The organism is Dyella subtropica, assembly GCF_026283965.1.
Lineage (GTDB): Bacteria > Pseudomonadota > Gammaproteobacteria > Xanthomonadales > Rhodanobacteraceae > Dyella_D > Dyella_D subtropica.
In genome coordinates this window covers 50,799-77,085 of sequence record NZ_JAPDPD010000018.1, presented here as the reverse complement: position 1 = coordinate 77,085, position 26,287 = coordinate 50,799, and the positions used below count along the sequence as shown (strand labels likewise).

At 63.4% G+C, this 26,287-nt stretch carries 26 protein-coding genes and 1 tRNA gene; 11 read left to right on the top strand and 16 right to left on the bottom strand.

Annotated elements, in window-relative coordinates; genetic code table 11:
- Window positions 1-88: 88 nt before the first annotated feature.
- The 3 genes from OUZ45_RS15820 to tpiA all read right to left on the bottom strand — a co-directional run bounded on the left by OUZ45_RS15820 (window position 89) and on the right by tpiA (window position 1,433).
- Window positions 89-173: transfer RNA gene (locus tag OUZ45_RS15820), tRNA-Leu, on the bottom strand.
- A gap of 11 nt (window positions 174-184) precedes the next feature.
- Window positions 185-661, bottom strand: coding sequence for a preprotein translocase subunit SecG (gene secG, locus OUZ45_RS15815; RefSeq protein WP_266171107.1), 477 nt, complete (start codon window positions 659-661; stop codon window positions 185-187).
- 22 nt (window positions 662-683) lie between these two features.
- On the bottom strand, window positions 684-1,433 hold the full coding sequence (gene tpiA, locus OUZ45_RS15810) for a triose-phosphate isomerase (RefSeq protein WP_266171106.1): 750 nt from the start codon (window positions 1,431-1,433) through the stop codon (window positions 684-686).
- 131 nt (window positions 1,434-1,564) lie between these two features.
- On the opposite strand from tpiA, the gene OUZ45_RS15805 reads away from it, so the two are divergent.
- A complete protein-coding gene (locus OUZ45_RS15805) occupies window positions 1,565-2,377 on the top strand; it encodes an SDR family NAD(P)-dependent oxidoreductase (protein ID WP_266171105.1) in 813 nt (270 codons plus the stop codon).
- On the opposite strand, the gene OUZ45_RS15800 is transcribed toward OUZ45_RS15805, so the two are convergent.
- From OUZ45_RS15800 to orn, 6 genes are all read right to left on the bottom strand, one after another.
- Entirely contained in the window at window positions 2,374-3,072 is a 699-nt protein-coding gene (locus tag OUZ45_RS15800) for a VIT1/CCC1 transporter family protein (protein ID WP_266171104.1), read from the bottom strand. The genes OUZ45_RS15805 and OUZ45_RS15800 overlap by 4 nt on opposite strands.
- 71 nt (window positions 3,073-3,143) lie before the next feature.
- The gene (locus OUZ45_RS15795; RefSeq protein WP_266171103.1) at window positions 3,144-3,644 is read right to left on the bottom strand and encodes a hypothetical protein; all 501 of its coding nucleotides are present in this window, start codon (window positions 3,642-3,644) and stop codon (window positions 3,144-3,146) included.
- A gap of 81 nt (window positions 3,645-3,725) precedes the next feature.
- A complete protein-coding gene (locus OUZ45_RS15790; RefSeq protein WP_266171102.1) occupies window positions 3,726-4,661 on the bottom strand; it encodes an isopenicillin N synthase family dioxygenase in 936 nt (311 codons plus the stop codon).
- A 121-nt stretch (window positions 4,662-4,782) separates the two neighbouring features.
- Entirely contained in the window at window positions 4,783-6,129 is a 1,347-nt protein-coding gene (gene glmM / locus OUZ45_RS15785) for a phosphoglucosamine mutase (RefSeq protein WP_266171101.1), read from the bottom strand.
- Window positions 6,130-6,177: 48 nt separating this feature from the next.
- The gene (folP, locus tag OUZ45_RS15780; protein WP_266171100.1) at window positions 6,178-7,086 is read right to left on the bottom strand and encodes a dihydropteroate synthase; all 909 of its coding nucleotides are present in this window, start codon (window positions 7,084-7,086) and stop codon (window positions 6,178-6,180) included.
- A 54-nt stretch (window positions 7,087-7,140) separates the two neighbouring features.
- Complete coding sequence (gene orn, locus OUZ45_RS15775) at window positions 7,141-7,701, bottom strand: oligoribonuclease (RefSeq protein ID WP_266171099.1); 561 nt, start codon at window positions 7,699-7,701, stop codon at window positions 7,141-7,143.
- 195 nt (window positions 7,702-7,896) lie between these two features.
- Here orn and sbcB point away from each other — a divergent pair, with 195 nt between their 5' ends.
- Entirely contained in the window at window positions 7,897-9,348 is a 1,452-nt protein-coding gene (gene sbcB / locus OUZ45_RS15770; protein WP_266171098.1) for an exodeoxyribonuclease I, read from the top strand.
- Between the two features lie 12 nt (window positions 9,349-9,360).
- Window positions 9,361-10,047, top strand: coding sequence for a DUF2461 domain-containing protein (locus OUZ45_RS15765; protein WP_266171097.1), 687 nt, complete (start codon window positions 9,361-9,363; stop codon window positions 10,045-10,047).
- A 32-nt stretch (window positions 10,048-10,079) separates the two neighbouring features.
- Here the strand turns inward: OUZ45_RS15765 and OUZ45_RS15760 are convergent, their stop codons facing one another.
- On the bottom strand, window positions 10,080-11,390 hold the full coding sequence (locus OUZ45_RS15760; RefSeq protein WP_425601698.1) for an MFS transporter: 1,311 nt from the start codon (window positions 11,388-11,390) through the stop codon (window positions 10,080-10,082).
- A 201-nt stretch (window positions 11,391-11,591) separates the two neighbouring features.
- Here OUZ45_RS15760 and aqpZ point away from each other — a divergent pair, with 201 nt between their 5' ends.
- Complete coding sequence (aqpZ, locus tag OUZ45_RS15755) at window positions 11,592-12,290, top strand: aquaporin Z (RefSeq protein ID WP_266171096.1); 699 nt, start codon at window positions 11,592-11,594, stop codon at window positions 12,288-12,290.
- Window positions 12,291-12,376: 86 nt separating this feature from the next.
- Here aqpZ and gloA2 read toward each other — a convergent pair whose 3' ends face one another.
- From gloA2 to ligA, 4 genes are all read right to left on the bottom strand, one after another.
- Window positions 12,377-12,775, bottom strand: coding sequence for an SMU1112c/YaeR family gloxylase I-like metalloprotein (gloA2, locus tag OUZ45_RS15750; RefSeq protein WP_266171095.1), 399 nt, complete (start codon window positions 12,773-12,775; stop codon window positions 12,377-12,379).
- Window positions 12,776-12,834: 59 nt separating this feature from the next.
- Window positions 12,835-13,005 (bottom strand): LiaI-LiaF-like domain-containing protein, encoded by a 171-nt coding sequence (locus OUZ45_RS15745; RefSeq protein ID WP_266171094.1) that lies wholly within the window; start codon window positions 13,003-13,005, stop codon window positions 12,835-12,837.
- 631 nt (window positions 13,006-13,636) lie between these two features.
- Window positions 13,637-14,626, bottom strand: a complete 990-nt coding sequence (epmA, locus tag OUZ45_RS15740; RefSeq protein WP_266171093.1) for an EF-P lysine aminoacylase EpmA — start codon at window positions 14,624-14,626, stop codon at window positions 13,637-13,639.
- Window positions 14,623-17,010 carry an NAD-dependent DNA ligase LigA gene (gene ligA, locus OUZ45_RS15735; RefSeq protein WP_266171092.1) on the bottom strand — a complete coding sequence of 796 codons (2,388 nt, stop codon included), beginning with the start codon at window positions 17,008-17,010 and terminating at the stop codon, window positions 14,623-14,625. Before ligA ends, epmA begins: the two co-directional genes overlap by 4 nt.
- Window positions 17,011-17,104: 94 nt before the next feature.
- Here ligA and OUZ45_RS15730 point away from each other — a divergent pair, with 94 nt between their 5' ends.
- Complete coding sequence (locus OUZ45_RS15730) at window positions 17,105-17,743, top strand: phosphatase PAP2 family protein (protein ID WP_266171091.1); 639 nt, start codon at window positions 17,105-17,107, stop codon at window positions 17,741-17,743.
- 544 nt (window positions 17,744-18,287) lie between these two features.
- On the opposite strand, the gene rnk is transcribed toward OUZ45_RS15730, so the two are convergent.
- Window positions 18,288-18,698 (bottom strand): nucleoside diphosphate kinase regulator, encoded by a 411-nt coding sequence (gene rnk / locus OUZ45_RS15725; protein ID WP_266171090.1) that lies wholly within the window; start codon window positions 18,696-18,698, stop codon window positions 18,288-18,290.
- A gap of 341 nt (window positions 18,699-19,039) precedes the next feature.
- Here rnk and OUZ45_RS15720 point away from each other — a divergent pair, with 341 nt between their 5' ends.
- From OUZ45_RS15720 to OUZ45_RS15710, 3 genes are all read left to right on the top strand, one after another.
- Entirely contained in the window at window positions 19,040-20,503 is a 1,464-nt protein-coding gene (locus OUZ45_RS15720; RefSeq protein ID WP_266171089.1) for an MFS transporter, read from the top strand.
- Between the two features lie 75 nt (window positions 20,504-20,578).
- Window positions 20,579-21,781, top strand: coding sequence for a cation:proton antiporter (locus OUZ45_RS15715; protein WP_266171088.1), 1,203 nt, complete (start codon window positions 20,579-20,581; stop codon window positions 21,779-21,781).
- Between the two features lie 126 nt (window positions 21,782-21,907).
- Entirely contained in the window at window positions 21,908-22,576 is a 669-nt protein-coding gene (locus OUZ45_RS15710; RefSeq protein ID WP_266171087.1) for a lysozyme inhibitor LprI family protein, read from the top strand.
- 168 nt (window positions 22,577-22,744) lie between these two features.
- Here the strand turns inward: OUZ45_RS15710 and OUZ45_RS15705 are convergent, their stop codons facing one another.
- Complete coding sequence (locus OUZ45_RS15705; RefSeq protein ID WP_266171086.1) at window positions 22,745-23,218, bottom strand: hypothetical protein; 474 nt, start codon at window positions 23,216-23,218, stop codon at window positions 22,745-22,747.
- A gap of 234 nt (window positions 23,219-23,452) precedes the next feature.
- Here OUZ45_RS15705 and OUZ45_RS15700 point away from each other — a divergent pair, with 234 nt between their 5' ends.
- The 3 genes from OUZ45_RS15700 (at window position 23,453) to OUZ45_RS15690 (ending at window position 26,270) form a co-directional block, all read left to right on the top strand.
- Entirely contained in the window at window positions 23,453-23,920 is a 468-nt protein-coding gene (locus OUZ45_RS15700; RefSeq protein WP_266171085.1) for a YybH family protein, read from the top strand.
- A 106-nt stretch (window positions 23,921-24,026) separates the two neighbouring features.
- Window positions 24,027-24,338 (top strand): hypothetical protein, encoded by a 312-nt coding sequence (locus OUZ45_RS15695; RefSeq protein WP_266171084.1) that lies wholly within the window; start codon window positions 24,027-24,029, stop codon window positions 24,336-24,338.
- 366 nt (window positions 24,339-24,704) lie between these two features.
- Window positions 24,705-26,270, top strand: coding sequence for a phospholipase D family protein (locus OUZ45_RS15690; protein ID WP_266171083.1), 1,566 nt, complete (start codon window positions 24,705-24,707; stop codon window positions 26,268-26,270).
- The last annotated feature ends 17 nt before the right edge of the window (window positions 26,271-26,287 follow it).

The following is a 26,287-nucleotide window of genomic DNA, read 5'->3' as shown; positions in this document are numbered from 1 at the left end:
CCATGAAACCTAATGGCACAAAAAACCCGCTAAATAGCGGGTTTCTTTAGTCTTTTTGGACTCCTCTGGACGTCCTTAGACTTCTTATTGGTGCCCAAGGGGGGACTCGAACCCCCACGACTTGCGTCGCTACCACCTCAAGGTAGTGCGTCTACCAATTCCGCCACCTGGGCAGGTGTCTTACTTAGTTTTTCTTGGCGGGTTCCGTTGCTGCTGGAACTTCGCTGCTGCTCTTAGCGCTGGCGTCCTTGGCTGCAGCCGGGGCCGTAGCGGCTGGCACTTCGCCAGCAGGCGCTGCGGGCTTGGTGGCCTGCGGAACTTCCGCATTGGCCTGGGCCGGTGCAGCGGGCTGCGCATTTTGCGTGGCGGCCGGCGGATTGGCAAGACCGGACATCACGCCGAGATCGTTGCCAGTATTTTGCGGCGCGCCATGACGGCTCAGGTAGATACCCATGCCGAGGCTGAGCAGGAAGAACAGCCCAGCCAGCACGCCGGTGGCGCGCGTCATGAAGCTGGAGGAACCGCGCGCACCGAACACGGTGGCAGAGGCACCGCCGCCGAAGCCGGAGCCCGCATCGGCGCCTGCACCGCGCTGCATCAGGATCAGCACGATCATCGCTGCGGCGATCAGGATGTAAAAGACGCTGAAGATGACGAACATGGGTCGTTAGGAGTCCGTGCGCTTAGTGCGCTGCGGCGCAGATAGCGAGGAAGTCATTGGATGCCAGGCAGGCACCGCCGATGAGTCCCCCGTCCACGTCCGGTTGCGCGAACAGTTCTGCGGCATTTGCCGCTTTGACACTGCCGCCATAAAGCAGCCGAGTCAGACGGGCAATCATAACATCTTCTTTTGCGAGTTGGCTACGAATGAACCCGTGCACGGCCTGGGCCTGCTCGGGGGTGGCCGTACGGCCGGTACCAATGGCCCAAACCGGTTCATAGGCAATCACGGCGGTATCGAAACTGCCGATGCCATTGAGCGCGATCACGGCCTGCAGCTGGCGGGCTATGACGGCTTCGGTCTCGCCGGCTTCGCGCTGAGTCAAGGTTTCACCGACGCACAGAATAGGGGTGAGGCCACCCGCGCGAGCAGCGGCGAATTTGCGGGCGACCAGCTCGTCGCTCTCGCTGTGATATTGGCGGCGCTCGGAGTGGCCCACCAGCACCCACTGCGCACCGCTGTCGGCCAGCATGGCCGCGGAAACTTCACCGGTATAGGCACCCTGCCCTTGGTGCTCGCTCACGTCCTGCGCACCGAAACCCAGGCCGGAGCCTGCGTGACTGTCAGCCAGTGCAGTGATGTAAGGGAACGGGGGAAACACAGCCACATCCACATCGGTCGGCTTGCCGGCGACGATCTCGCCCACCAGCGCTTCTGCCATCGAACGGCTGCCGTGCATTTTCCAGTTACCGGCAACGAGCTTCTTGCGCATGGCCTGCGTCCCTTGTTTCAAAACGCGAAAGCTTAGCGAGCGCTCCATGACACGGCAATGCCGAGCCGGCTGGCGGAAGTGGGTGCCAACCGGCAAGATCGCCGGACTTTATGGCCCAACCCGAGGCAGCTATGTCGCAGTCCCGCCCACTCAGCCTGATCACGGGCGCCTCTGCCGGCATCGGCGCCGCCTTCGCGCGCGAGCTTGCCGCGCGAGGACACGACCTTGTGCTTACGGCACGCCGCGCCGATCGACTTGAAGCCTTGGCCGAGGAACTGAGACAGAAGCACCGTAACCAAGTCACCGTGCTGCCCTGCGATCTCGCCGATCCCGCCGCGCCGCAGCAGCTATGCGATGCGCTCGCTCAACGCGGACTGGCCGTGGACTGGCTGATCAACAACGCCGGTTACGGCGTGCCGGGCACGTTCGAAGCCAATGCATGGAAGACGCACGCGGATTTCATCCAGGTGCTGATGACTGCGCCCGCCGAACTCGCCTGGCGTTTGCTGCCCGGCATGCGTGAGCGCCGCTACGGCCGCATCGTCAATATCGCCTCGCTGGCCGGCCACGTGCCGGGCTCGGCCGGCCACACGCTGTATGCCGCATCCAAGGCATATCTGATCAAGTTCTCGCAATCATTAGCGCTGGAAAACCAGCCACTGGGCGTACACGTATGCGCGCTATGCCCGGGCTTCACCTGGTCGGAATTCCACGACGTCACCGGCACTCGCGACCTGATGAACAAGATGCCTGGCTTCATGTGGCAGACCGCCGAAGACGTGGTGCGCGAAGGTTGCGATGCGGCGGAACGTGGCGAGGTGGTTCACGTCACGGGTCGCGTCAATCGCTTCATCAAATCGCTGGTGAAGCTGATGCCGGATCGGCTGGCATTGTGGCTGTCCGCGCGCGAATCGAAGCGCTATCGCCACGCTACGCAGAACTAACCGCCGATCCACCGCGCCAGCAGGAAGGCGGCCGCCGAAGCGATGCCGCCCACCAACATGGTCTGCACCGCACCACGCAACATGCCGATGCCGGTGAAGTGTGCCTTGGCGGCACCGAATAAGCCGAGCGCGACCAGCGTGCAGACCACCGACACCGATAACGCACGCGATAGCTCGCCGATCAGCATGTAGGGCAGCAGCGGCACCAGGCCACCGATGACGTAAGCACCGCCGATGGTGAGTGCGCTACGCAGCGCGCGGCTCGGTTCGGGCTGTTCCAGTCCAAGCTCGAAACGCATCATGAAATCGACCCAGGCGTCGGGGTCGGTGCGGAAGTGCGCCAGGATCGGTGCGCAGGCGGCGCGATCAAGACCGTAATGCGAGAAGATCTGCACCACCTCGTCCTCTTCCCGATGAGCCAGCTCGCGCACTTCGTAATGCTCGCGAGCGCGCTCCGATTGGTAATGGTCCGCATCGCCACGCGCCGCGAGATAACCGCCCAGCCCCATCGCAATCGCACCCGCCGCAATCTCGGCGACACCAGCCACCACCACGACATGGCTCGCCGCCACGGCGCCCGACAAACCCGCCGCCAACGCAAACGGGACAGTGAGACCGTCGGCCATGCCGATGACCAGATCGCGCACGGTATCCGACGCGGTAAAGTGCCTCTCGGTATGCGGCGTCAGGGGCATGGCGATGGTTCCTTGGAGAAAGGCGCCACTTTAAACCGCAGAGAAGAAAGTGCAGCGACTACGAAAGCGAATTACTGGCGTTTGCAGATCAGCGTATCGCCAACCACGAAATGCCCTTCGCGCATGATGTCCCAGTCAACCGTCAGGGTGCTCGCGTCTTTGCGCACATAGACAAAGCGCTGCGCCGGCTGCAGCTCCGGTGCGGAGGTCCAGGTCAGCGTGTCGCCGTTCCAGCCGTCGGAACTGAAACGCCGGGCACCACCGAAGCTATCCAGGATAGTGGCGTTGAAACGCTGGGCTTTGGCATCGTAACCCCAGGCTTCCACGGCGTGATAGCTCGCAGGCGGCGAGATGTCATCATGGTGCTTGAGCACGGCGTTGCCGCCGAGGTCGGCCTCGAAGCGCATGGTCGAAGCGATGGTCTTGCCGCTGGCGGGAAAGACGCCATCACATTGCCAATGGCCGATCAAAGCATCCATTGCGCGGATGGGTTGGGCTGAAGGCTCGGCAGCGAAGGCTGTGCTCGCACGACCTAGCGCAAGCGCCACAGCAAACAGCAACGGGTAGCGCATGGCTGAGCTCCTCAATGAAGGAGCCGAGGCTAGCCGACTTCCAGCCGGACGGAACCGACCGGAAGTCATGCGTGCCAGCGATCAGATCAGCTTGATCTCGCGCAATCGCTGCAACAAATACTCATGCGAAGTGATCGACGTGTCGTACCGGCTCGGATTCTCGGCTGTCACGCACTGCGGTAGCGGATCAAGCACCACGTCCGGGTTCGGGTGCAGGAAGTACGGCACCGAGTAACGCGGCTTGCGTGCGTTCTCGTTCGGCGGATTGACCACACGATGCGTGGTGGACGGGTACACGTGGTTGGTCAGGCGCTGCAGCATGTCGCCGATGTTGACCACGATGGCGTCACCCTCCGTGGTGATCGGCAGCCACTCGCCCTCACGGGTCAGCACTTCCAGACCCTCGGCACTGGCGCCCACCAGCAAGGTGATGAAGTTGATGTCCTCATGGGCGCCCGCGCGCACGTTCGGGATGTTTTCCTCGGTGATCGGCGGGTAGTGGATCGGACGCAGGATGGAGTTGCCCTGGTCGGTCTTGTCCTCGAAATAGTTCTCGGGCAGGTCGATGTGCAGGGCCAGCGCGCGCAGCACACGCGTACCGAGCTGATCCAGCGCTTCAAACAAACCGTAGCCGTACTGCTTGAACTCCGGCACTTCGGCCGGCCACAGATTGGGGGCCATGACATCGGCAAAACGCGAGTCGCGCGGAATCTCGCGCCCCACGTGCCAGAACTCCTTGAGGTCGGCGTACCGGCTGTCCTTGGCGGTCTCCACCTTGAGCGGTGTGTAACCGCGCGCGCCGCCACTGCCAGGCACGTGGTATTTCATCTTGGTGTCGGTGGGCAGCGCGAAGAAGCGCTGAAAAACGTCGTACGCGCCATCGATCAGCTCGCGCGAAATGCCGTGCCCGCTGATGCAGCAGAAGCCGAATTCGCGGTAAGCCGCGCCGAGTTCGGCCACGAAGGCGGCGCGGTCGGTGTCGTAACGACGGATATCCAGGGTCGGTACTTGTTTCATGTCGTGATCCACAGGTTGGCGTGCGGTCGATTCAGTCCGCCACCGCAGGGGCGGGGCACGTCGGGCCATTCCTTGGCGACCTGGGCAAGGCAACCTGCGCTAAAGGCAGGCCCTTACTGGCTCACGAGCGTTCGGCGGAGGATTTTACGACCTCCGCCAGCTTCTCCGCCATCCGCCTCACCTCGGCCTCGTCGGCCGCCTCCACCGTCACGCGCACCAGCGGCTCGGTGCCGGAAGCGCGCAGCACCACCCTGCCCCGGCCCAGCAACGCCTGCTCCACCTCGGCCAGCGCCTGCTTTACGGCGTCACTCTGCAGCGCCTCGCGGGCGCCGTCAGCACGGACGTTGATCATGATCTGCGGCGCCTTGAGCAGGCCCTGGCGTGCATCGGCGAAATCAAGCCCGCCAAGCGCCTCCAGCACGGCCAGCGCGGAGACGATGCCGTCGCCGGTGGTGGCGCGATCCAAACACAGGATGTGACCGGAGGTTTCGCCGCCGAGCACACCGCCATGCTGCTTGAGCTGCTGCAATACATAGCGATCGCCCACATTGGCGCGGATCAACGGCACACCCAGCGCATCCAACGCCTGCTGCAAGCCGTAGTTGCTCATCAGGGTGCCGACCACCGGCCCTTTCAGGTGACCTTGTGCGTGCCAGGCGCGGGCCAGCACGTAGAGCATGTCGTCGCCATCGGCGAGCATGCCCCTGCGGTCCACCAGCTGCACGCGGTCGCCATCGCCGTCGAAGGCGATACCGAGATCCGCGTGATGCTCCAGCACTGCCAACTGCAGCGCCTGCGGATGGGTAGATCCGACGCCGCGGTTGATATTGAAACCGTCCGGGCGGTCGCCGATGGCGATCACTTCCGCACCCAGTTCGGCAAACACTTTGGGAGCCACCTGATAGGTCGCGCCGTTGGCGCAGTCCAACACCATACGCATGCCGCGCAGGCTGAAATGCTCGTCGACGGTGGCCTTGCAAAACTCCGCATAGCGGGCCACAGCGTCATCGACGCGACTGGCCTTGCCCAACCGTTCGGAGGGCACGGTGGCGAACTCCGCATCCAGCTCCTGCTCGATGGCCTGCTCCAGCTCATCGGAGAGCTTCTCCCCCTTCGACGAGAAGAACTTGATGCCGTTGTCCTGATACGGGTTGTGCGAGGCGCTGATCACGATGCCCGCCTGCGCGCGCAGGGAGCGCGTGAGGAACGCGACGGCCGGCGTCGGCATCGGGCCGAGCAGGCCTACGTCCACGCCAGCCGCTACCAGGCCGGCTTCCAGCGCCGCTTCGAACATATAGCCCGAAATGCGGGTGTCCTTGCCGATCAGCACTTTCGGGCGCGATTTGGCGTTACGCGCAAGAGCCACACCGGCCGCATGGCCGAGACGCAACATAAAGTCCGCGCTGATCGGCCACTGGCCCACCGGGCCGCGAATGCCATCGGTGCCGAAGTATTTGCGTTGGTTCATTGGAGTATCCCGAACGCGTCGTATCGCACGCACGCGCTATCTAGGTTGTTATTCGTCGTCCGGCCAACGGGGTGCCGTCGGGCGACTGTCGCGGCGCACCGGCGTATCCCCTGCCGCCACCGCTTGCCATACCGCCAGCGCATCGACCGTAGCGGCCACGTCATGTACGCGCACCATACGAGCGCCGCGCTGCACGGCAAGGACCGCGGCCGCGACAGAACCCGCCTCGCGCTGCGACGGCTCCATCCTGCCCGTGAGAGTGCCGATCATCGATTTGCGCGACAGCCCCACATAAGCGCCGCTGCCGAGATTGCCAAACCGCTCCAGCGCGCGCAGCAGCGCAAGGTTGTGTTCCAGCGTCTTGCCGAAGCCAAAGCCCGGGTCGACCATCACCTGCCGCTTGTCGATCCCAGCCAGTTCGCAAGCAAACAAACGGTCGGTGAGAAAGCGATGCACCTCGCCCACCACGTCGTCGTAATGCGGCTCGGCCTGCATGCTGCGCGGCTCGCCCTGCATATGCATCAGGCATATCGCCACGCGCAGCTCGGCGGCGGCATCCAGCGCACCGTCGCGGCGCAGCGCGTAGACATCATTGATCATGCCCGCGCCCGCGGCCACGGCGGCGCGCATCACTTCCGGCTTGGAGGTATCGATGGCGATGGGCAGCGAAGTACGGGCGGCCAATTGCTCGATCACTGGCACGACGCGGCGCAACTCTTCCTCTACCGACACTTCGCCGGCACCGGGGCGGGTGGACTCACCACCGACGTCGAGCATGTCCGCGCCCTCTTCCGCCATGCGCAGGCCATGCGCGACGGCCGCCTCGGTAGTGGCGTGGCTGCCGCCGTCGGAGAACGAATCGGGCGTGACATTGAGGATGCCGACCACGCGGGGCCGGTCGAGCCGTAGCGGGCGACCGGCGCAATCGAGCACAGGGGCGAAGAGTTCGGTGGACATATTCACTCCTGGATCACACAGTAAAACAAGGTGCAAGAACGGGATACCGACGCGTCAACCTGCGCCACCCAGCGCGCCCATGTACTGGCGGTAATAGCGCAGCTCGTCGATGGAATCACGGATATCCGACAGTGCGGTATGCGCGGACTCCTTGCTGAAACCCTTGCCGATGCTCGGCGACCAACGGCGCGACAGCTCCTTGAGCGTTGACACATCGAGGTTGCGGTAATGGAAGTAGCGCTCCAGCCGCGGCATCTGGCGATGCATGAAGCGGCGGTCCTGGCAGATGGAGTTGCCGCACATCGGTGACTTGCCGGCGGGCACCCAAGCCCTGAGGAACTCGAGCGTGGCCTGCTCCGCGGCGATATGGTCGTCGGTGGCAGACAGCACCTGCTCCCACAGGCCGGATTTGCGATGCTGGTTGCGGTTCCACGCATCCATCGCCTCCAGTTGCTCCATCGGGTGATGGACAGCGAACACTGGCCCTTCGGCCAGAATGTTCAGATCCTTATCGGTGACAATGGTGGCGATCTCGAGAATGGAGTCGTTGTCGGTATCGAGACCGGTCATCTCCAGGTCGATCCAGATCAGGTTGTCGTCATTGGCTTGGTTCATGCACCCTCCTGGGCGCGCAGTCTAGCAGCAGGTGCTGCATCCTCTTACTTCGCAGCCCCCAGTAGGAGCCCATTCTGTGGGCGACCGGGTGCTCTCGAACCCCGCTGCGTGGGGTGCTCGCCCACAGGGTGGGCTCCTACAAGGTTAGGCAGAGACGCTAAACAGGCTCCTGGATGCCATGCGATCATCCCAGCCATGCAGACCTTCTTCTGGCACGACTACGAAACCAGCGGCGCAGACCCTTGGCGCGACCGCCCCCTGCAGTTCGCCGGCATCCGCACCACCATGGCGCTGGAGATCGTTGGCGAGCCGGTCATGTTCTTCGGCAAGCCTCCGCGCGAGATGCCGCCCCATCCCGACGCCTGCATGATCACCGGCATCACCCCGCAGCAGGCCGAGCGGGACGGCGTGAACGAGGCCGACTTCGCCGCCCGTGTGCATGAGCAGCTGGCCGCGCCCGGCACCTGCGGCGTGGGCTACAACTCGCTGCGCTTCGACGATGAGTTCACCCGGCAAATGCTCTACCGCAACTTCTACGAGCCCTATGGCCGCGAGTGGGAGAACGGCAATTCGCGCTGGGACCTGATCGACCTGGTGCGTATGTGCGAAGCGCTGCGCCCGGAGGGCATCGCCTGGCCGACACGTGAAGATGGCTCTCCCAGCTTCAAGCTGGAGCACCTGGCCGCGGCCAATCATCTGCAGCAGGAACGTGCCCACGACGCGCTTTCCGACGTGCACGCCCTGATCGATCTGGCCCGCCTGATTCGCGTGCGACAACCGCGACTGTGGGACTGGCATTTCAGTCTGCGCCGCAAGCAAAAGGTCTTCGAGCTGCTCGACGTAGTGAACATGACTCCAGTGGTGCACGTGTCGTCGCGCTATCCGGCCAGCCGCCATTGCCTGGCCATCGTCGCGCCGCTGGCACAGCATCCGAGTCGGCCCGGTGAAGTGATCGTGTATGACCTGTCGGCTGACCCGAGCACCCTGCTCGCGTTGGATGAGGACGAAATCGCCGACCGCGTGTTCACCTCACGCGCCGATCTACCCGAAGGCGTGGAACGCATCCCGCTACGCACCGTGCGCGCCAATCGTGCGCCGGCACTGGCGCCGTTGTCCGTGCTAAAGGGAACCGATACCGCGCGCTTGCAACTCGACGTCGAGCGCTGCCTGGCCCATCGCGACGTGCTTGCTTCCATCGACGGACTGGCGGAGAAGTTGCGCCGTGTATTCAAACGCGCCGCCGACCTGCCGCCGCCGGCCGATCCCGAGCTGGCCATCTACGGCAGCTTCCTGCCCGATGCCGACAAACGCCTGCTGGCCGACGTGCGCGCTACGCCGCCGGCTCAGCTCGGTTCGCGTGCCTTTCCCTTCCGCGATTCGCGCTATCCGGAGTTGCTGTTCCGTTATCGCGCCCGCAACTGGCCGGAAACGCTCACGCAGGAAGAACAGGCGCGCTGGGAGGCCTTCCGCCGCGACCGCCTGCTCAAGCCGACCGCGCTGACCGGCCTCACGCTCGACGACTACTTCGCCCGCGTCGCCGCATTGCGCGGCGAGCACTCGCACGACACCAGCAAATTGTCGCTGCTCGACCAGCTGCAAGCGTGGGGTGATCAGCTGGCCGCCGACATCACACCCCTTTCCGCCTGACCCCTACGCCATATGCCCACCAGCTATTTCTCGCCCGCGACCTTCCGCTTCCTGCGCGCGCTCGACCGTAACAACAGCCGCGAATGGTTCCAGGCCCACAAGGCCGAATACGAGCGCGACGTGCGCGACCCGTTTTTGGCCCTGATCACCGATATGCAGGCGCCACTGGCGAAGATCAGCCCGCACTACCGCGCCGATCCGCGCAAGAACGGCGGCTCGCTGTTCCGCATCTATCGCGACACGCGCTTCTCCAACAACAAGCTGCCCTACAAGCCGTGGCAGGGCTCGCGCTTCTTCCACGAGCGTCGCCATGAAATCCCGGCGCCGTCGTTCTATGTGCACATCCAGCCCGGCGATTGCTTCGCCGGTGGCGGCATGTGGCATCCGGAGCCCGACGCCCTCAAACGCCTGCGTGCCTTCCTCGCCGACAACCCAACCGCCTGGAAGCGCGCCACGCAAAGCAAAGCGTTCCGCGAACACTTCACCTTCTGGGGCGAAGCGCTGAGCCGTCCGCCGCGCGGCTTCGATCCGGAGCATGAACTTATCGAAGACATCAAACGCAAAGACTTCGCGGCCGGCGAAGGCTTCGACGAAAAACTCGCCTGCTCGGCCGAACTGCTGCCGTGGATCGTCGCCACGTTCAAGCGCATCGCGCCGATGATCGATTACCTCTGCGCATCACAAGAACTCGAGTTCTAAACCGCCCTGTAGGAGCGCACACGGGTGCGCTCCTACCAAGGGGTGCGCCGCTGTTTGAGCAGATACACAGCCACCGCAGCCGACACCACCGCTGTAACCGCCACATAATGCGCCGGCGCCATCCGCCCCACCCGCTCGGCCAACACATCGATCAGTGTGGCCGTGCTGGCGCCAAACACGGCATAAGCCACGTTGTAGGCAAAAGACAGACCGGAGTAACGGATCGGCGCCGGAAAGGCCGCCACCATCACGGCGGGCACCACACCCACTGCACCCACCAGAAACCCCACCAGCGAATACAACACCAGGAAATGCGCGCCGCCGTTCGCCAGGTCGCCGAACAACACATAAGTGCCGACCAACAACGCCACCGAACCCAGCAGCAAGGCCTGGCGATCACCGATCCGATCGACCAGCCAGCCATAGCTGATGCAACCCAGGCAAAGGAAGAACGCAGCAAGGCTGTTGCCGAGGAACGCCACGTCGGCCGCAAGCCCGAATTGCTTCTGCACCAGATTCGGCAACATCAGGATCAACACCAGGATGGCCGCCGTCAGCATCCAGGTCACCAGCATCGACGTCACCACGCTGCCGCGATGCGAGGTCAGCACGGTACGCAGCGGCAGTTCGCGACTGAGCTCCTTGCGTTCGCGCATGGCGGCGAATACCGGCGTCTCGCTCAACCAGCGGCGCAGCCATACCGCGATAAAGCCGAACACACCACCGAGCAGGAACGGCATGCGCCAACCCCAGGCCAGCACTTCCGCATGGCTGAGGTGATGATTGATCCAGGCCGCCGTCAGCGAGCCAATCAGAATGCCGACAGTCAGACCGGAGGTCAGGCTGGCGCAGGCAAAACCCACCCGCCCCTTTGGCGCATGCTCGGCCACGAACACCCATGCTCCCGGCACTTCGCCACCGATCGCCACGCCCTGCACGATGCGCAGCAGAAGCAGCAGCATCGGCGCAAGCAGCCCGACTTGCGCATACACCGGAAGCAAGCCGATCGCCAACGTGGGCACGGCCATCAGGAAGACGCTCAGCGTGAACATGCGCTTGCGCCCGAGGCGGTCGCCAAAGTGCGCCATCACGATGCCGCCCAACGGTCGCGCGAGATAGCCGGCCGCGAAAATGCCGTACACCTGCAAGTGCGCCAGCCAAGGAGCGGTGCCCTTCGGAAAGAACAGCTCACTCAGCGGCAAAGCAAAGAACACAAACACGACGAAATCGTAGAACTCCAGCGCGCCACCTAGCGCAGCCAGAAACAGCGTACGGAAATCGTTGCGGGAGAGAGGCGAAGCGGACGTCTCAAGCGAGGGCACTGACGGAGCGGCTTGCATCATGGGTGCGCGGTGCGGCATCGGAAGGTGCCGGGCAACATAGCACCAAACGCACTCACCACCGCCAGCCATCGGACGCGCCCCATATTCCCTCGTCCGAACAGTTTGCTAGGCTAGCCCCGCGCATGGGCATGGAGCCCTGCCAACAGGGGCAACAAAACTCTTTTTGGATTTCCCTTCCCGCCGTCGCAAGGAGACCTACACATGAATATAGGCAAGCGCTTGACCGCCGAGTTCTTCGGCACGTTCTGGCTGGTGTTCGGTGGCTGCGGCAGCGCCGTGCTGGCCGCTGCGTACCCCGGACTCGGTATCGGCTTTGTGGGCGTCTCGCTCGCCTTCGGCCTGACGGTGCTGACCATGGCGTACGCGGTCGGCCATATTTCCGGCGGCCATTTCAATCCGGCGGTGACCGTAGGCTTGTGCGCCGGTGGCCGCTTCCCTGCCAAGGACGTGGTGCCCTACATCGTCGCGCAGGTCATCGGCTCCATCGCGGCAGCTGGCGTGCTGTATTTGATTGCCAGCGGCAAGGCCGGCTTCGACGCCAGTGCGGGCTTTGCTTCCAACGGCTACGGCGACCGCTCCCCCGACCACTATTCGCTGCACGCGGCCATAGTGGCTGAGCTGGTGCTTACCGCTTTCTTCCTGATCGTGATCCACGGCTCCACCGACAAGCGCGCACCGGCCGGCTTCGGCCCTCTCGCCATCGGCTTGAGCCTGACACTGATCCACCTGATCAGCATTCCGGTCACCAACACCTCCGTAAACCCGGCGCGCAGCACCGGCGTCGCGTTGTTCCAGGGCAGCTGGGCCATCCAGCAGCTGTGGGTGTTCTGGCTGATTCCGCTGATCGGCGGTGCCGTGGGCGGCCTGATCTATCGTCACTTGCTGGAAAGCAAGGATTGATGAAGTGACATCCACCGGAGTCTGGCCATGCATCGGAGACCGATGCTGCCGGGCTCCGGCTCTTCGCGGCGCCCCACCGCGATACCTCAACCCGCTTCGTACAACTCGATCGGCAAGTCGTCCGGATCGGCGAAGAAGGTAAAGCGACGGCCGGTGTATTCGTCCACACGAATCGGTTCGCAGCTCACACCGCGTTGCTGCAGCGTGGCGACGGCCACCTCCACGTCCGGCACCACAAAGGCGAGATGCCTCAAGCCTTGCGCTTCCGGCCGCGAAACTCGCGGCGGCGGTGACGGGAAAGAGAACAACTCCAGCTGCACACCCGGGCTTACCTCCAGGTCGCACTTCCACGAATCGCGCGCCTCGCGATACACCTCGCGCACGATGCGCAGCCCCAGCGTCTCGCTATAGAACGCCTTGGAGCGCGCGTAATCCGAGCAGATCAAAGCAACGTGGTGAATGGCGGATAGCAGCGGGTTGCTCATGCCTGTTCCATGTTTTTTCGCACGTGCCAGCCGCCGCGCGACTGACCCGTGCGACGCGCTCAAAGCTTGGGCAGATTGCCCCGGAACAGCATGCCGACGCCCAGGGCGATCAGCACCAAAGGCCACCACGTAGCGAACAGCTGACCCAACCGCAGGTCAAAGCCCAGGTTGCGCAGCAGGAACAACACGCCGATCACGATAAGGATCAGGCCGGGAGCGCTCGGTTTCATTGAAGCCTCATAGGTAGTGGCACGCGGGCCACTCTGCGTGGCCGTGGCGGGCGAGTCAATCGAAACCTTTGTGGATATGACTACCTCCAGATGAGCGAGGGTTTGCTCTTGATCTTGGGGGCCCCTGTGGAGCGGTGAGGGCTGGACGATAAGGCCCGCAGGGGGACCGCCATGGATGGCGGTTCCTTTTCGACACGACAGGGACGTCGTGTCGAAAAGCCCGGCCAGACCTCACGGACCCGCAGGCGAAGCCGGAGGGCGCGGAAGAGGGGTGGTCTTTCTCTTGGTTACTTCTCTTGACTCCGGGCATCCATGCCCTCCGCCCTTCGGGCCAGCTGCGCTGTTCGCCTTCGCTCCTGCTCAGGCGTGACCAAACAAAGAGAAGTAACCCGGCCTCCGGCAGGAGGACGGAAGCCCGCCGCAGGCGAGCCAAAGCAATTAAACGTGACAATCGAAGCGCAAAGACACTGGACCCCGGCCTACGCCGGGGTAATGAAATAGAAGCGGTATCGCGAGCACCCGCCCCTCACCCCAACCCTCTCCCCGGCGGGGAGAGGGAGCAGAAGCACACTCATGCACGCGTTGAGTTGTGCACAAGGGACAACCGCTAGCAGAGGGAGCGGCAAAACGCTCAAGCCTCCGCGAACGGAAACGCCAGGACGTCGGCAATGGCATCCGTGCCGGCAAGGCACATCAGCAAGCGCTCCATCCCAAGCGCCACACCCGCGCAATCGGGCATCGCATCCAGCACCGTCAGCAGGTGCTCATCCAGTGGCACTTCGCGCAAGCCGCGCGCACGGCGCACCGCGTTGTCGCGCTCGAAGCGCTTGCGTTGTTCGGTCCCATCGTTCAACTCGTGATACCCGTTGGCCAGTTCGTAGCGCCCCAGGTACAGCTCGAACCGTTCCGCCATCGGCGGGTCGCCAGGGCGAATCCTGGCCAGCGCGCATTGGCTGGCCGGGTAGTCGTGGATCACCGTGATGCGGTCGCGCGGGAAAGCCGGTTGCAGTTTGTGCGTGATCAACAGGTCAAGCCAGTCGTCGCGACCCAGTCCCTCCGGGTCGATACCGAATTCGCTCAACGGCGCGCGCAATGCATCGATCTCGGTATGGATCGGGTCGATCCCCAACTCATCGAGGAACAGCTGCCGATAGCTCTCCACCACCACTTCCCCGCGCCGGCCAACCAGTGTCAGCGCGGTCTCCACCAAAGCGATGGTTTCTTCCATCAACTGGCGATGGTCCCAACCCACGCGGTACCACTCGAGCATGGTGAACTCAGGATTGTGGCGTCCGCCCGCTTCGCCATTGCGGAAGACCCGCCCCAGCTCGTAGCAATCGCCCACACCCGCGGCGAGAAGGCGCTTGAGCGAGTATTCGGGCGAGGTACGCAACCAGCGCTCGCGCGGACCGGCATCGACGTGACCGCTGAAGTTCGCGCTGAAGCTTTCGATGTTCGGATCGGTATTGCCGGCCGCGGACAAGATCGGCGTCTCCACCTCCAACACGCCGCGCTCAGCGAGAAAGTCGCGCACCTGTGCATAGAGACGCGCGCGCAATTGCAGTGGCGCATGATGACGTCCCAACGGAATGACGCGGTCGTCGCCGTCTTGCGTGCTCATGCCCCGCCCTCGTGCTCGGCCAATAAGGCCAGCAGGCGTGCTTCGTCCCACACCTCCACGCCCAACTCCTGCGCCTTGTCGAGCTTGGAACCGGCGGCCTCGCCAGCCACGACGAAGCTGGTTTTCTTCGACACCGAACCGGACACCTTCGCACCCAGCGCTTCCAACCGATCCTTGGCCTCATCGCGGCCAAGCGAAGAGAGCGTACCGGTGAGCACCACGGTCAATCCTTCCAGCGGAGCGACCATGGCGCCCGCCGACGCCGGAATGGCTTCGAGCAGGCGTTGCATGGCGGCTTCGGCTTCGCGCAACGGCACTACGTTCGCCTCGTCGGCAAGAAAGGCGTCGAGATTGATGGCCGCCGAGGAAGGCACACCCGCCACGACCCATTGCGCCTGCCCCGCCGCCATCAGCTGTTTCAGATTCGCGTAGTGCTGGACCAACTGCTTGGTGCTCTTCGGGCCCAGCTTGGAGATCTTCACCATGTCCAGCAGCACGTCCAGCCCGAGGCGCTCGCGCAGCTTGGGCGAAGGCTCGGCTTCGTCGCTGAACACGATACCGGACGCCAGCAAATCGTCGACCACTTTCTGGTTACCCGCCTGCGCGAAGAAGCCGGCGATGGAACTCGCCACTTCGCCGCCGATATCCGGCAACACGCGCAGCACCGGCTCCGGCATGGTGCGCACGTACTCCAGCCGCCCCAGCCACGCGGCCAGCGTCTTCGCCGTGCTCTCGCCGATATGCATGATGCCCAGCGCGAACAGGAAGCGCGGCAAGGTCGTGCGCTTACTGGTCTCGATACCTTCGATCAGGTTCTCGGCCCACTTGGTAGCGACCTTGCCCTGCTTCACCGTTTCCGGCGTGGTGCCTTCGCGTTCGTCGGCGCGGCGCTTCATCTCGAGAAAATCGTCCAGCGTGAGCCGGTACAGATCGGCCGGCGTGTGCACGTAACCGAAATCCACCAGCGCATCGACGAAACGCTCGCCAATGCCTTCGATGTCCATGGCGCGGCGCGCGGCGAAGTGGATCAACGCCTCCTTGCGCTGCGCTGCGCAGACCAGGCCGCCCGAGCAACGCCAGGCCGCCTCGCCCTCTTCGCGCAACAGCGCGGAACCGCACACCGGACAATGCGTCGGCATCGACCACGGCACGGTATGCGCCGGCCGGTGCTCGGGAATCACCCGTACCACTTCCGGAATCACATCGCCGGCGCGGCGCACGATCACCGTATCGCCCACGCGCACATCGAGGCGCGCGACCTGATCGGCGTTGTGCAACGTGGCATTGGTGACCGTAACGCCGGCTACCGGCACCGGCGCGAGTCGCGCCACGGGCGTGGCAGCGCCGGTGCGGCCAATCTGGATCTCGATCGCTTCGACCGTGGTGGTCTGTTCCTGCGCCGGGAATTTGTGCGCAATCGCCCAGCGCGGCGCGCGCGAGACGAAACCCATCTCTTGTTGGCCGGCGTAGTCGTCCAGCTTGTAGACCACACCATCGATGTCATACGGCAGCTTGTCGCGCTTCTCGCCAATGCGACGGTAGAAGGCGATCAATCCATCGAAACCACGCGCCGTACTCACTTCCGGCGATACCGGAAAACCCCACTCGCGCAGCTTCTGCAGCGTTTGCGAATGCGTCGGCGGCATCACGCCGCCTTCAACCACGCCAATGGCATAGGCGAAGAAACTCAGCTTGCGCTTCTTGGTGATCGCCGGATCGAGCTGACGCAACGAACCGGCAGCGCCGTTGCGCGGATTAGCGAGGGTTTTTTCTCCCGCGGCGCGCGCGCGTTCGTTGAAGGCCTCGAAGTCCTTGTGCAGCATGATCACTTCGCCGCGCACTTCGAGCACACGCGGCCAGTCGGTGCCGCGCAGGCGCAGCGGAATCGCGCTAACGGTGCGCAGATTGGCGGTGACGTCTTCGCCGGTTTCACCATCGCCGCGGGTGGCGCCTTGCATGAAGACGCCGTTCTCATAGCGCAGGCTGATAGCCAAACCGTCAAGCTTGGGCTCCACCGAAAACACGGGTTCGCGGCGATCCAGCGTCTGTTCGATGCGCCGCTCGAACTCCGCCACTTCGCGAAAACGCTCGCGGTCGCCATCGCCCTCCTGCTCGAAGGCGTTGCCGAGCGACAGCATGGGCAGCACATGGCGCACTTCCGCAAAGCCGCCCTGGGCGCGGGCGCCCACCCGGCGGGTCGGTGAGTCGGCGGTGGCCAGCGCAGGATGCTCGGCTTCCAGTGCCTCAAGTTCGCGCATCATGCGGTCGTAGTCGGCGTCGGTGATTTCCGGATCGTCGAGCACGTGATAGCGATAGTTGGCACGTTCGATGCGTTCGCGCAGCTCGGCTGCACGGGTCTGAAGAGGGGCGGCAAGGGGGCTCATACGCCAGAGTTTAACGAGTAAGCCGCCCGAAAGCGGACGGGTTTACGTTCGCCACGGATGCGGCGGCGTCCGTCCGTCGCGGGAGGACCGGACCATGCGCACGCTACGGTTCACCGTGCTTCTGCTTACGGTCGCCCTGGGGGCGATCCTGGCACCCCAACAGGCCTGGGCCGGGGGCGGGCCCTTCGGCATCGACCACACCATCCACTACGACAACAGCGGCATCTGGAAGCGCAGCAACCAGCAGGTGCTGCTCTACGGCACCATTCTTTCGGTGAGTGGCGGCGCCCTATGGTTGGGCGACAACGACCAGCTGGGCGACACTCTTTGGCGCTCGGTCGATGCCATGGTGGTGACCAGCGTCGGCACGCAAGCGCTGAAGTGGACCTTCCAGCGCCAACGCCCGACGCAAACCAACAGCCCCAACCGGTGGTTCAAAGGCTGGCACGCGCAGAGCTTCCCTAGCGGAGAGGTATCGACCATCGCCGCCGCCGTCACACCCATCATCGCCACCTACGGCGACGAACACCCCGCCGTATACGCACTGGCCTTATTGCCGGCGTATGACGCCGTGGCGCGCGTAAAAGCGCACGCTCACTGGCAGAGCGACGTGCTGGTGGGCGCGGCCATCGGTGTCAGCGTGGGCCTGTGGGCCGAGCATCGGCAATCGCCCTGGATCGTCAGCCTGCTGCCGGGCGGCGTGCAGGTGGGGTTCTCGAAAAAGTGGGATTGAGGGAGTTAGCTCCTCCACCTGCTGGCAGCTGTCTCTTGTGCACAACTCAATGCGTGTATGAGCATGCTTCTGCTCCCTCTCCCCGCCGGGGAGAGGGTTGGGGTGAGGGGCGGGTGCTCGCGATAGAGCTTCTACTTCGTCACCCCGGCGCAGGCCGGGATCCAGTGCCTTGTCGCTCGGTTGTCACGTCTGCGTGCGCGGGCTCGCCTGCCGCGGGCTTCCGTCCTCCTGCCGGAGGCCGGGTCACTTTTCTCTGTTTGGCCAGAGAAAAGTAACCAAAAGAGAGGCCACCCCGGTTTCGCGCTCTACGGGCTTCGCCCTCCGAGTCCATGAGGTCTGGCCGGGCTTTTCGACACGACGTCCCTGTCGTGTCGAAAAGGCATGGGCATCCATGCCCATGCCCCTGCGGGCCTTATCGTCCAGCCCTCACCGCTGCACAGGGGCCCCCAAGATCAAAAGCAAACCCTCGCTCGTCGGGAGGTGGTCATATCCTCGTAGGGAGCAGGTCGTCCTGAGCACTCGCCCCTCCAAAGCTCAACCGAACTCAGCGATGCATCTGCCCCGCTGCCTCCGGCTGATACCCAATCTCCAGTACGTGCAGCCGCCGCTGCCTGCCATCCGGCGTTGGCCAGTCGATATGCTGCCCCTTGGCCAACCCCAGCAATGCGCTACCCACCGGCGCCAGGATGGACACCGTGCCGGGCGTGCCCGTGCCGTGGGGATAAACCAAGGTCAGCGTGAGCTTTTCGCCGTTGCCCTCGTCCTCGAACGTCACCTGAGAATTCATGGTCACAACGTCGCGAGGCATCTCGGCGGGCTCGAACACCTCCGCCCGGTCAAGCTCCGCGCGCAACGCGTCGTACCCATCCGCCTGCGCCGGCGACAAGCGCTCCAGCAAGGCTTCGATGCGTTCCAGATCAAGACGGGAGAGAACGATGGGTGGCTTGCTACTCATGATGATGTCCTATCCATGCGGCGCGCCTCCGCGCCGATTGCACAAAGACGCGCCGAGGTAAAGATGTCCCCGCGCCGATGGTCGAAACTCGAACGTGAGCTTGTAGAGCCCAAAGTGAAACAGTTGTGACTTTGGTCGAAAAGCATAGGTATTAACGCTTATCTATCGCCAGCGAGCTGCAGATCGTTGCGCCAACGCCAGCGGGGCCGTTTAAGCAGGTGCCAAAGAATTGCGCCAGGCGGATGAACCTACAAGTAGCGATTCGAACTGGGGTCCAACACGGATGAACATTGCACCCGCGCGCGGCGTGAACAGGCTCTTGCCGTTATCATGCGCCGGTCATGCCAGAAAACATCGTCGCCGCGGAAGCCCCCCTTTCTTCCGACCCCACCGGTCGCAATCCATCTGACGGGCAGCCCCCTCCTGCTTCCTCGCGCGAGCGCTATCGCGGCCTGATCTGGCTGGTCGCCGCCTCTTTTTTTATGCAGGCGCTGGACTCCACCATCGTCAACACCGCGGTGCCGGCCATGGCCGATGCGCTGGGTGTGACGCCGCTGGGCATGCGCATCGCACTGACCAGCTATGTGCTGACGCTGGCCATCTTCATCCCCGCCAGCCCCTGGGTGTGCGATCGGTTCGGCACACGGCGCGTATTCGCAGCCGCCATCGCAGTATTCACCATCGGCTCGCTGCTTTGCGGCATGGCGCAAACCCTGTCCCAGTTAGTCGCCGCACGCGTGCTGCAAGGCCTGGGTGGCGCTGCTCTGATGCCGGTAGGCCGCTACGTGCTGGTGCGAAGCGTCGACAAGCGCGACTTCGTGGGCGCCATGAGCACCGTCGCCACGGTGGGGTTGCTTGGCTCGGTGCTGGGGCCGCTACTGGGCGGCCTGCTCGCGCAGTACACCTCGTGGCGCCTGATCTTTCTGATCAATGTGCCGATGGGCGTGATTGGCTATTGGATGAACCGGCGCGAGATGCCGGATTACCGCCTGGACGATCCCCACCGTTTCGACCTGCTCGGCTTCCTGCTGTTTGCCGTCGCCTCGGCCATGCTGCTCACCGCATCGGAAGTCGCCAGCGGTGGTGGCGGGCAATGGCCGCAGATCGCGATCAGCGGCGTACTCGCCATGATCTTCGGCGGCGTTTACGTGTGGCACAGCCGGCGCACGCCCCACCCCGTCGCCGACCTCACCCTGCTGCGCGTACGCAGCGTGTGGGTTGCCCTCGCAGGCAACCTGTTCACCCGGCTGGGCGTGTCCGGCATGTTCCTGCTGCTGGTGCTGTTCCTGCAGGTGGGCTGCGGCTGGTCGCCGACCATGGCCGGCTTGATGATGGTGCCGCAAGCGCTGGGTTCGATCAGCGCCAAATGGGTGATCAACCACCTGCTCACCCGCATGGGCTACCGCCGCTTCCTGCTCACCAACACGCTGATCGTCGCCTTCCTGCTGGCTTCGTTCGCCCTGCTCGGCAAACACTCGCCGATGTGGGTGATCGCACCGATGGTATTCATCTACGGCGGCTTCATGGGCTTGCAATACACCGCCATGAACACGCTGATCTACAACGACCTCGACGTGAAGCACGCCTCGATGGCGTCATCGATGGCTGCCACCGCCCAATACCTGTCGATGAGCTTCGGCATCGCGCTGGCCTCGCTGTTGATGGAGGCGCTGCTGCAAGGCCATGCCCATGACGACTACGTGATCGCCTTCCACTGGACCGTGCTGCTGCTGGGCGTGGTCACCGCCACAGCGAGCTGGGTCTTCAGCCGATTGGCCATGGATCACCCCAGACGGCTCGCCTGAGACGTCTCTCAAGGGACAAGCCAGCGTTGGAGCATGTAGCATGCCGGGCATCTTTGCGTCGAAAAGAGTCTGTGCATGCATCACGCCAGCGACATCCTGCTCACCCTTTTCATCGTCTTTATCGCCGCGCAAATCGGCGGCGAAATCGCTCAACGCCTGAAGCTGCCGGGCGTGGTTGGCGAAATCGCCGCGGGCTGCATCGTCGGTCCTTCGGTATTCGGCTGGATCACTCCCGATCAGATCGCCGTAGGCACGCCGCTGGATGTGCTGGCCGAGATCGGCGTGGTGCTGCTGCTGTTCGCCGTAGGCCTGGAAACCCGGCTGGAAGATTTGAAGAAGGTAGGCAAGGTGGCCTTCCTCGTCGGCGTGCTCGGTGTGCTGGTGCCGTTCGGCATGGGCGGTGTCTGGGCACACCTCAGCGGATTCGATTGGGGCAAGTCGCTGTTCGTCGCCGCCGCCTTCGTCGCTACATCGGCCGGCATCACCGCGCGCGTGCTGCAAGAATTGAATGCGCTGCAGCGCACTGAGAGCAAGGTGATCCTCGGCGCCGCCGTGATCGACGACATCCTCGCTATGCTGCTGCTCGGCGTGGTGGTGTCGCTGCAAGGCGGCGAAGGCTTCAACGTGATGCACCTGGCCACCACGCTGGTCGGCGCCATCGGCTTCATCGCCGTGATCGGCCTCGGTGGTGCGCGGGCGATGCGCTGGAACTCCACCTGGCTCGACAAGCCACATGGGAAACATTCGGCGTTGGCCGTCGTGTTGACCCTCTGCCTGGGCCTGGCCTACATCTCCACCCTGTTCGGCCTGGCCGCCATCATCGGCGCCTTCCTCGCCGGCATGATCGCCTCGGAAACGCGCCAACAGCACACGCTGGAAAAACAGGTTCAACCCCTGCTCGCCCTGCTCACGCCCTTCTTCTTCGTCATCACCGGCAGCAAGATCGACCTGCACCAACTGGCCAGTGCCGATGCGTTGATCATGCTCACCGTGGTTACGGTCATCGCTATCATTTCCAAACTGGCCGGTGGCTTCCTCGGCGCGCTGTCGCTCGGCAAGCGCAGTGCCACCCTCGTCGGCTTCGGCATGGTGCCACGCGGCGAGGTAGGCGTGGTCATTGCCAGCCTCGGCCTTGCCGCAGGTGTCTTTAGCGACCGTATGTACGCCATCATCGTGGCGATGTCGCTGCTTACGGCGATGGTGACACCACCGGTGTTGGCTTGGTTGTTGAAGCGCGGTGGCGACGACAGCACGCAGGCACCAGACGTGCGCGGCTGAGCAACCGCGCGATGCCCTGGCGCGGCGGTTGCGTTGGTAAGCAGCAGATCTTCCGAGATCAAACCTGTCACACGCGTCCTGATCTACCTCCCGGTCTGCGACACGTTTCGTTTTACAGGTGATTCCATGAAAGCCATCCGTTGTTTGGTCCTGATGGTGTTGGTGCTATGCGCCGAGAGTACCTTTGCCGCCAGCTTCGATTGCGGCAAAGCCGAGAGCACAGTGGAGAAACTGATCTGCGGTAACGCGAATGTCTCCCGCCTGGATACGCAACTGCAAGACACCTACCAAAAAGCGCTATCTGCCATCGATCCATCCAGCAAGGCCAAGCTGATCGGCGAGCAACGCCATTGGATCAAGTACACGCGCAATCTCTGTCAGGATGAGGCCTGCTTGAAGGACGCCTACGCCGCCCGGATCGACGTGCTCGGGCGCAATGTGAAATACATCGTGAACAAGGCTTCCTGCGACATCCCTGATGGGAACAGCTGCCGCAGCGTAGTGCTCTGCCGGGACTCAAGCAGCCGAATTGACTCGTTCAACCAGTCTCTGATCAAGCAGAAAATGGCAGGCCAAATCGTGGGCTGCACCTCCCTGATCGCCCTGCCGATAGGCTACGCCGGTAGCAACAACAGCTTCGGTGGCTACTGCACGCTGGAGAACGGAACCGAACGCAGCCACGTGAAGATCTGTAACGACGACATGGTTGGGCATTTCGCCATCGAGAAGGTCACCGAGCCGCCGCTCCAGCAAGATTTGATCGAATTCACCAACGCCAAGTGCTTCGGCGGGTAATTGATCGGCTCACTGCGAAAGCCAAGAAGGCGCCCCGGTTATTGAGCTGCCGCCGGTATTGGCGTGGTTGTTGAAGCGCGGCGGTGGCGAAGGCAGCCCTCCGGCAGCGGACGTGCGCGGTTGAGCAACCGCGCTACGCACAGAATGCGGTAGGTGTCACCGCAGAACTTACTCCAGCAGACCGTCGTTCAAAACCAGCGTGAAGTGGTCGTCGAAGGCTTCGATGGAAACCACTCGATTGTGATTGACAGCCAGCGCGTGCTGCATGCTGGCTGGCTTCTCCGAATCAAACTCAAGAGCGGACATTTGCTGCTCAGGATCCACGACATCGATCGTGTCGTAGTGGTTCGCCTTGGCGAACGCCTGCACCAGACTTACCAGCTGCTTCGGTGACAAGCGGCTCTTGCCGATATAGGTATGGTGATCCGGCCCATGCCCCATCAGCGAAGCCTCGTCGGAGTTCAGCCAGGTCGAGACGCCGAGGGCGTCGATGGGCACGAACCACTCAGGGTACGCCGTGGGGGCTTTGTGGTTGTAGTCGTCGGCGGAGGCAGCCTGAGCCAGGCAGGTCAGGCCGAGGGCGAGGGCGAGGGCGAGGGCGAGGGCAAGTGCAGATAGCGAACGAAAGCTGCGCGGAAACATATGTTCTCCCTAACGTGGTGTGCGCAAAGACTCATGCCGCTCCATGGGGCACGAGGGTGGCGATTATGGCGGAAGCTTGGGACGGTGGCTGCCGGCCGCGACATAGAGCGAATGCCGTATGGACAAAACGCCAGGCCGCGCCGCTTATGTCTCCGGCCGGGTAGCGGTGGATTGCGGCGTCGCGGTCCAGCGTCCCGAGGCCGCCCAGTGAAGCCCAACGTGGAGGATCCGATCATGCCCCGACTCACGTATATCGTTGCCGGAACGCTGCTGTGCGCCCTCTCGTGGCCCGGTTACGCATCCGACTCCGGCGCGGACCAGGCGGACGCCTGCTGGCGCAAAGCCTTTCTCGCGGGCGATGCGGACGCGGAGGCCGCGTGCTACGCACCGGACGCCGTGCTGTGGCCACCGGGCGGGCCGATGGCGATGGGCAACAAGGCCATCCATGACAGCTATGCGAAGTTCTTCGCCGAGCACACCGTGACCAACGTGGAGCTCAAGCGGATGGGCAGCAAGACCATGGGTGCCGACTCGATCGGCTGGGGTACGTATTCGATCACCTATACGCCCAAGGCCGGCGGTGCGGCGACGACCGACACCGGGCGCTACACCGAGGTGGTAAAGCGGATCGGCGGCCACTGGATGTACACAGTGGATCATGCCTCCGCCGACCCGGCCGCAAAGCCCGCAGCGAAGCCTTAGTGGAACGTGCGTCCTCCGGCGGCGTTCCTCCCCCGCAACGGGATGAGGTTCGTGCGCCCAGAGGGCGCGCGAACCTACGTCAACCCGATCATCCAGGAGGCGTGTCATGCGATTCCTACTCAAGGTCACTATTCCCGTCGAATCGGGCAACGCTGCCGCCAGAGCCGGAAAGCTCGGTGCCACGATCGAGTCGATACTGAGCGACCTGAAGCCGGAGGCGACGTACTTCACCGACAACAACGGCCAGCGCTCCGGCCTCATTTTTCTGGACATCCAGGAACCAGCCGAAATCCCGGCCATCGCCGAGCCCTGGTTCCTCGCCTTCAATGCGAGCGTCGAATTCCACCCGGTAATGGTGCCCGAGGACCTGGCCAAGGCTGGCGCTGCCATTGAAGGGGCGGTGAAGAAGTACGCGTGACCTCTTATCGAGAGGGCGCGTCGAGAGGGCGCGCGGGCATGGATACCTGCGGCCCTTCTTCAGTTCTCGATCTGCCCCTCCCAACATCGCGTTGCGATACCGCCATTCATAGCAGCATGTAGCCCTCCAGCGGCGGGCAGGCGGGTGTTGGCGCCTGATGTGCAGATGTTTTTGTTTGACGATCGAACGGTGTGACTGTCGAGCGGTGCTATCGTAGAGCAGCTCACAGGGCCTGACCCACCTCCTGTATCGGTTAGGTGAACCTGAAGACTCACTCGTCGCCTCCCGCGTGAAGCGGTACGTTCGAGACCACGATAGTTTCGACGATCGCCCAGCGACAGGAGACAGCCATGTCGGGGCGCGAACATGCGAACAGATCGTCGAATCGTCGCGTTTGCCTTCACCATGCTTTGCCTTTTCCTTCAGGCATGTTCCACGCTCCCGCTGAGCCAGGGAAAGGAGGAGTCGCATCATTTGCCGCCAGCCTCCGACACAGCTTCCGCGCGGTACGCTCATGCGGAAGTCAACCAGCATCAGAATCAATCCGGCTTTCGATTGCTGACTCTCAGCACGAATGCGCTACTGAGCCGTGTGGCTCTCGCCGATCACGCCAAGCATTCGATCGATCTGCAGTACTACATTTTCGCGAACGACTTGACCGGCCATCTTTTGATGCAGCATCTCCTTGCTGCGGCCGATCGCGGCGTGCGCGTTCGAATGTTGATCGATGGCAACAATTTCACCGATAAGGATCGCCTCTTTGAGGCGCTGAATTCACACCTCAATATCAAGATAAAGCTGTTCAATCCTCTCCAGACACGGGACCCTTCCCTGCTCTCCCGTGCCGCGCAGTTCATGCTCGAGTGGCAGCGCCTCAATCGGCGCATGCACAACAAATCATTCATTGTCGACAACAACGTGGCGATCATTGGCGGACGGAACATCGGCGACCCGTATTTCGATGCTGGTAGCGACACGCACTTTCGGGATCTCGACGTCGTAGCGATCGGCCCCGTTGTCCAGCAGGCATCCGTAGCCTTCGACGCCTACTGGAATTGCGATGCGGCGTATTCACTCCAGAGTCCCGCCAATACCGACGACTCCGCACAACGCCTTGGCACCGCGCGGAAGGTCCTGCAGCGAGAAATGCGCACCTTTGCAGAGTCCGACTATGCGCTATCCGTCTTGGATGAGCTCCCCAATGGCCCGACCGCCGATCGGCGCGGCGCCTGGTTTTGGGGTGACGCCGAACTGGTAGCCGATCAGCCTGAGAAGATCGAGGCCTCGCACGACGTGCCGGCGTTACGCATCGGCCCCAGGCTCAAGGAGATGCTGGATAGTGCACAGCACGAGATCTTGGCCACCACGCCTTACTTCATTCCCGGTGACAAAGGCACGAAACACCTTGCGTCGCTCGCCCAGCGCGGCGTATCGATCAAGGTGCTGACAAACTCTCTTGCCTCCACCGATGAGACGGCAGCGCATGCGGGCTATGTGCACTATCGCAAGGACCTTCTCGATGGCGGCGTCCAGCTCTATGAGTTGAAGCCGTTCGCCGGTCAGAGTCAGCAGCCGACGGCGCTCGGCAAGTCCTCGGGCATCAGCCTGCACGCAAAGACCATCGTGGTGGATGGTCGCCAGGTTTTCATCGGCTCCTTGAACATGGATCAGCGCTCAAAATTGCTGAATACCGAAATGGGCGTCATCGTCGACTCCCCCGGCCTTGCTCACGCCATCGGCCTATTTTTCAATACCGCGACGCTTCCTTCCAACGCCTATCAGGTGACCGTTGATCCCGGCTCTCATCAACTCGTCTGGCACGCCACGGATGATGGCAAGGATGCCACTTACCGGAGTGAGCCCGAGGCGAACACCAAGCGACGTGCGGAAGTAACGCTTCTCCGCCTGCTTCCCATCGACAGCCTGCTGTAACCGCTCACCGCGCCTGG

What these genes read in the sequence shown, in the direction of transcription:
- OUZ45_RS15705 (WP_266171086.1), bottom strand. Translation starts at nt 23,218, where the DNA reads ATGTTTCCGCGCAGCTTTCGTTCGCTATCTGCACTTGCCCTCGCCCTC.
- epmA (WP_266171093.1), bottom strand. Translation starts at nt 14,626, where the DNA reads ATGAGCACGCAAGACGGCGACGACCGCGTCATTCCGTTGGGACGTCAT.
- OUZ45_RS15720 (WP_266171089.1), top strand. Translation starts at nt 19,040, where the DNA reads ATGCCAGAAAACATCGTCGCCGCGGAAGCCCCCCTTTCTTCCGACCCC.
- secG (WP_266171107.1), bottom strand. Translation starts at nt 661, where the DNA reads ATGTTCGTCATCTTCAGCGTCTTTTACATCCTGATCGCCGCAGCGATG.
- rnk (WP_266171090.1), bottom strand. Translation starts at nt 18,698, where the DNA reads ATGAGTAGCAAGCCACCCATCGTTCTCTCCCGTCTTGATCTGGAACGC.
- OUZ45_RS15700 (WP_266171085.1), top strand. Translation starts at nt 23,453, where the DNA reads ATGCCCCGACTCACGTATATCGTTGCCGGAACGCTGCTGTGCGCCCTC.
- orn (WP_266171099.1), bottom strand. Translation starts at nt 7,701, where the DNA reads ATGAACCAAGCCAATGACGACAACCTGATCTGGATCGACCTGGAGATG.
- aqpZ (WP_266171096.1), top strand. Translation starts at nt 11,592, where the DNA reads ATGAATATAGGCAAGCGCTTGACCGCCGAGTTCTTCGGCACGTTCTGG.
- OUZ45_RS15710 (WP_266171087.1), top strand. Translation starts at nt 21,908, where the DNA reads ATGAAAGCCATCCGTTGTTTGGTCCTGATGGTGTTGGTGCTATGCGCC.
- tpiA (WP_266171106.1), bottom strand. Translation starts at nt 1,433, where the DNA reads ATGCGCAAGAAGCTCGTTGCCGGTAACTGGAAAATGCACGGCAGCCGT.
- OUZ45_RS15765 (WP_266171097.1), top strand. Translation starts at nt 9,361, where the DNA reads ATGCCCACCAGCTATTTCTCGCCCGCGACCTTCCGCTTCCTGCGCGCG.
- OUZ45_RS15745 (WP_266171094.1), bottom strand. Translation starts at nt 13,005, where the DNA reads ATGAAACCGAGCGCTCCCGGCCTGATCCTTATCGTGATCGGCGTGTTG.
- glmM (WP_266171101.1), bottom strand. Translation starts at nt 6,129, where the DNA reads ATGAACCAACGCAAATACTTCGGCACCGATGGCATTCGCGGCCCGGTG.
- OUZ45_RS15760 (WP_425601698.1), bottom strand. Translation starts at nt 11,390, where the DNA reads ATGATGCAAGCCGCTCCGTCAGTGCCCTCGCTTGAGACGTCCGCTTCG.
- OUZ45_RS15805 (WP_266171105.1), top strand. Translation starts at nt 1,565, where the DNA reads ATGTCGCAGTCCCGCCCACTCAGCCTGATCACGGGCGCCTCTGCCGGC.
- OUZ45_RS15795 (WP_266171103.1), bottom strand. Translation starts at nt 3,644, where the DNA reads ATGCGCTACCCGTTGCTGTTTGCTGTGGCGCTTGCGCTAGGTCGTGCG.
- ligA (WP_266171092.1), bottom strand. Translation starts at nt 17,010, where the DNA reads ATGAGCCCCCTTGCCGCCCCTCTTCAGACCCGTGCAGCCGAGCTGCGC.
- OUZ45_RS15790 (WP_266171102.1), bottom strand. Translation starts at nt 4,661, where the DNA reads ATGAAACAAGTACCGACCCTGGATATCCGTCGTTACGACACCGACCGC.
- gloA2 (WP_266171095.1), bottom strand. Translation starts at nt 12,775, where the DNA reads ATGAGCAACCCGCTGCTATCCGCCATTCACCACGTTGCTTTGATCTGC.
- OUZ45_RS15690 (WP_266171083.1), top strand. Translation starts at nt 24,705, where the DNA reads ATGCGAACAGATCGTCGAATCGTCGCGTTTGCCTTCACCATGCTTTGC.
- OUZ45_RS15695 (WP_266171084.1), top strand. Translation starts at nt 24,027, where the DNA reads ATGCGATTCCTACTCAAGGTCACTATTCCCGTCGAATCGGGCAACGCT.
- folP (WP_266171100.1), bottom strand. Translation starts at nt 7,086, where the DNA reads ATGTCCACCGAACTCTTCGCCCCTGTGCTCGATTGCGCCGGTCGCCCG.
- OUZ45_RS15800 (WP_266171104.1), bottom strand. Translation starts at nt 3,072, where the DNA reads ATGCCCCTGACGCCGCATACCGAGAGGCACTTTACCGCGTCGGATACC.
- sbcB (WP_266171098.1), top strand. Translation starts at nt 7,897, where the DNA reads ATGCAGACCTTCTTCTGGCACGACTACGAAACCAGCGGCGCAGACCCT.
- OUZ45_RS15730 (WP_266171091.1), top strand. Translation starts at nt 17,105, where the DNA reads ATGCGCACGCTACGGTTCACCGTGCTTCTGCTTACGGTCGCCCTGGGG.
- OUZ45_RS15715 (WP_266171088.1), top strand. Translation starts at nt 20,579, where the DNA reads ATGCATCACGCCAGCGACATCCTGCTCACCCTTTTCATCGTCTTTATC.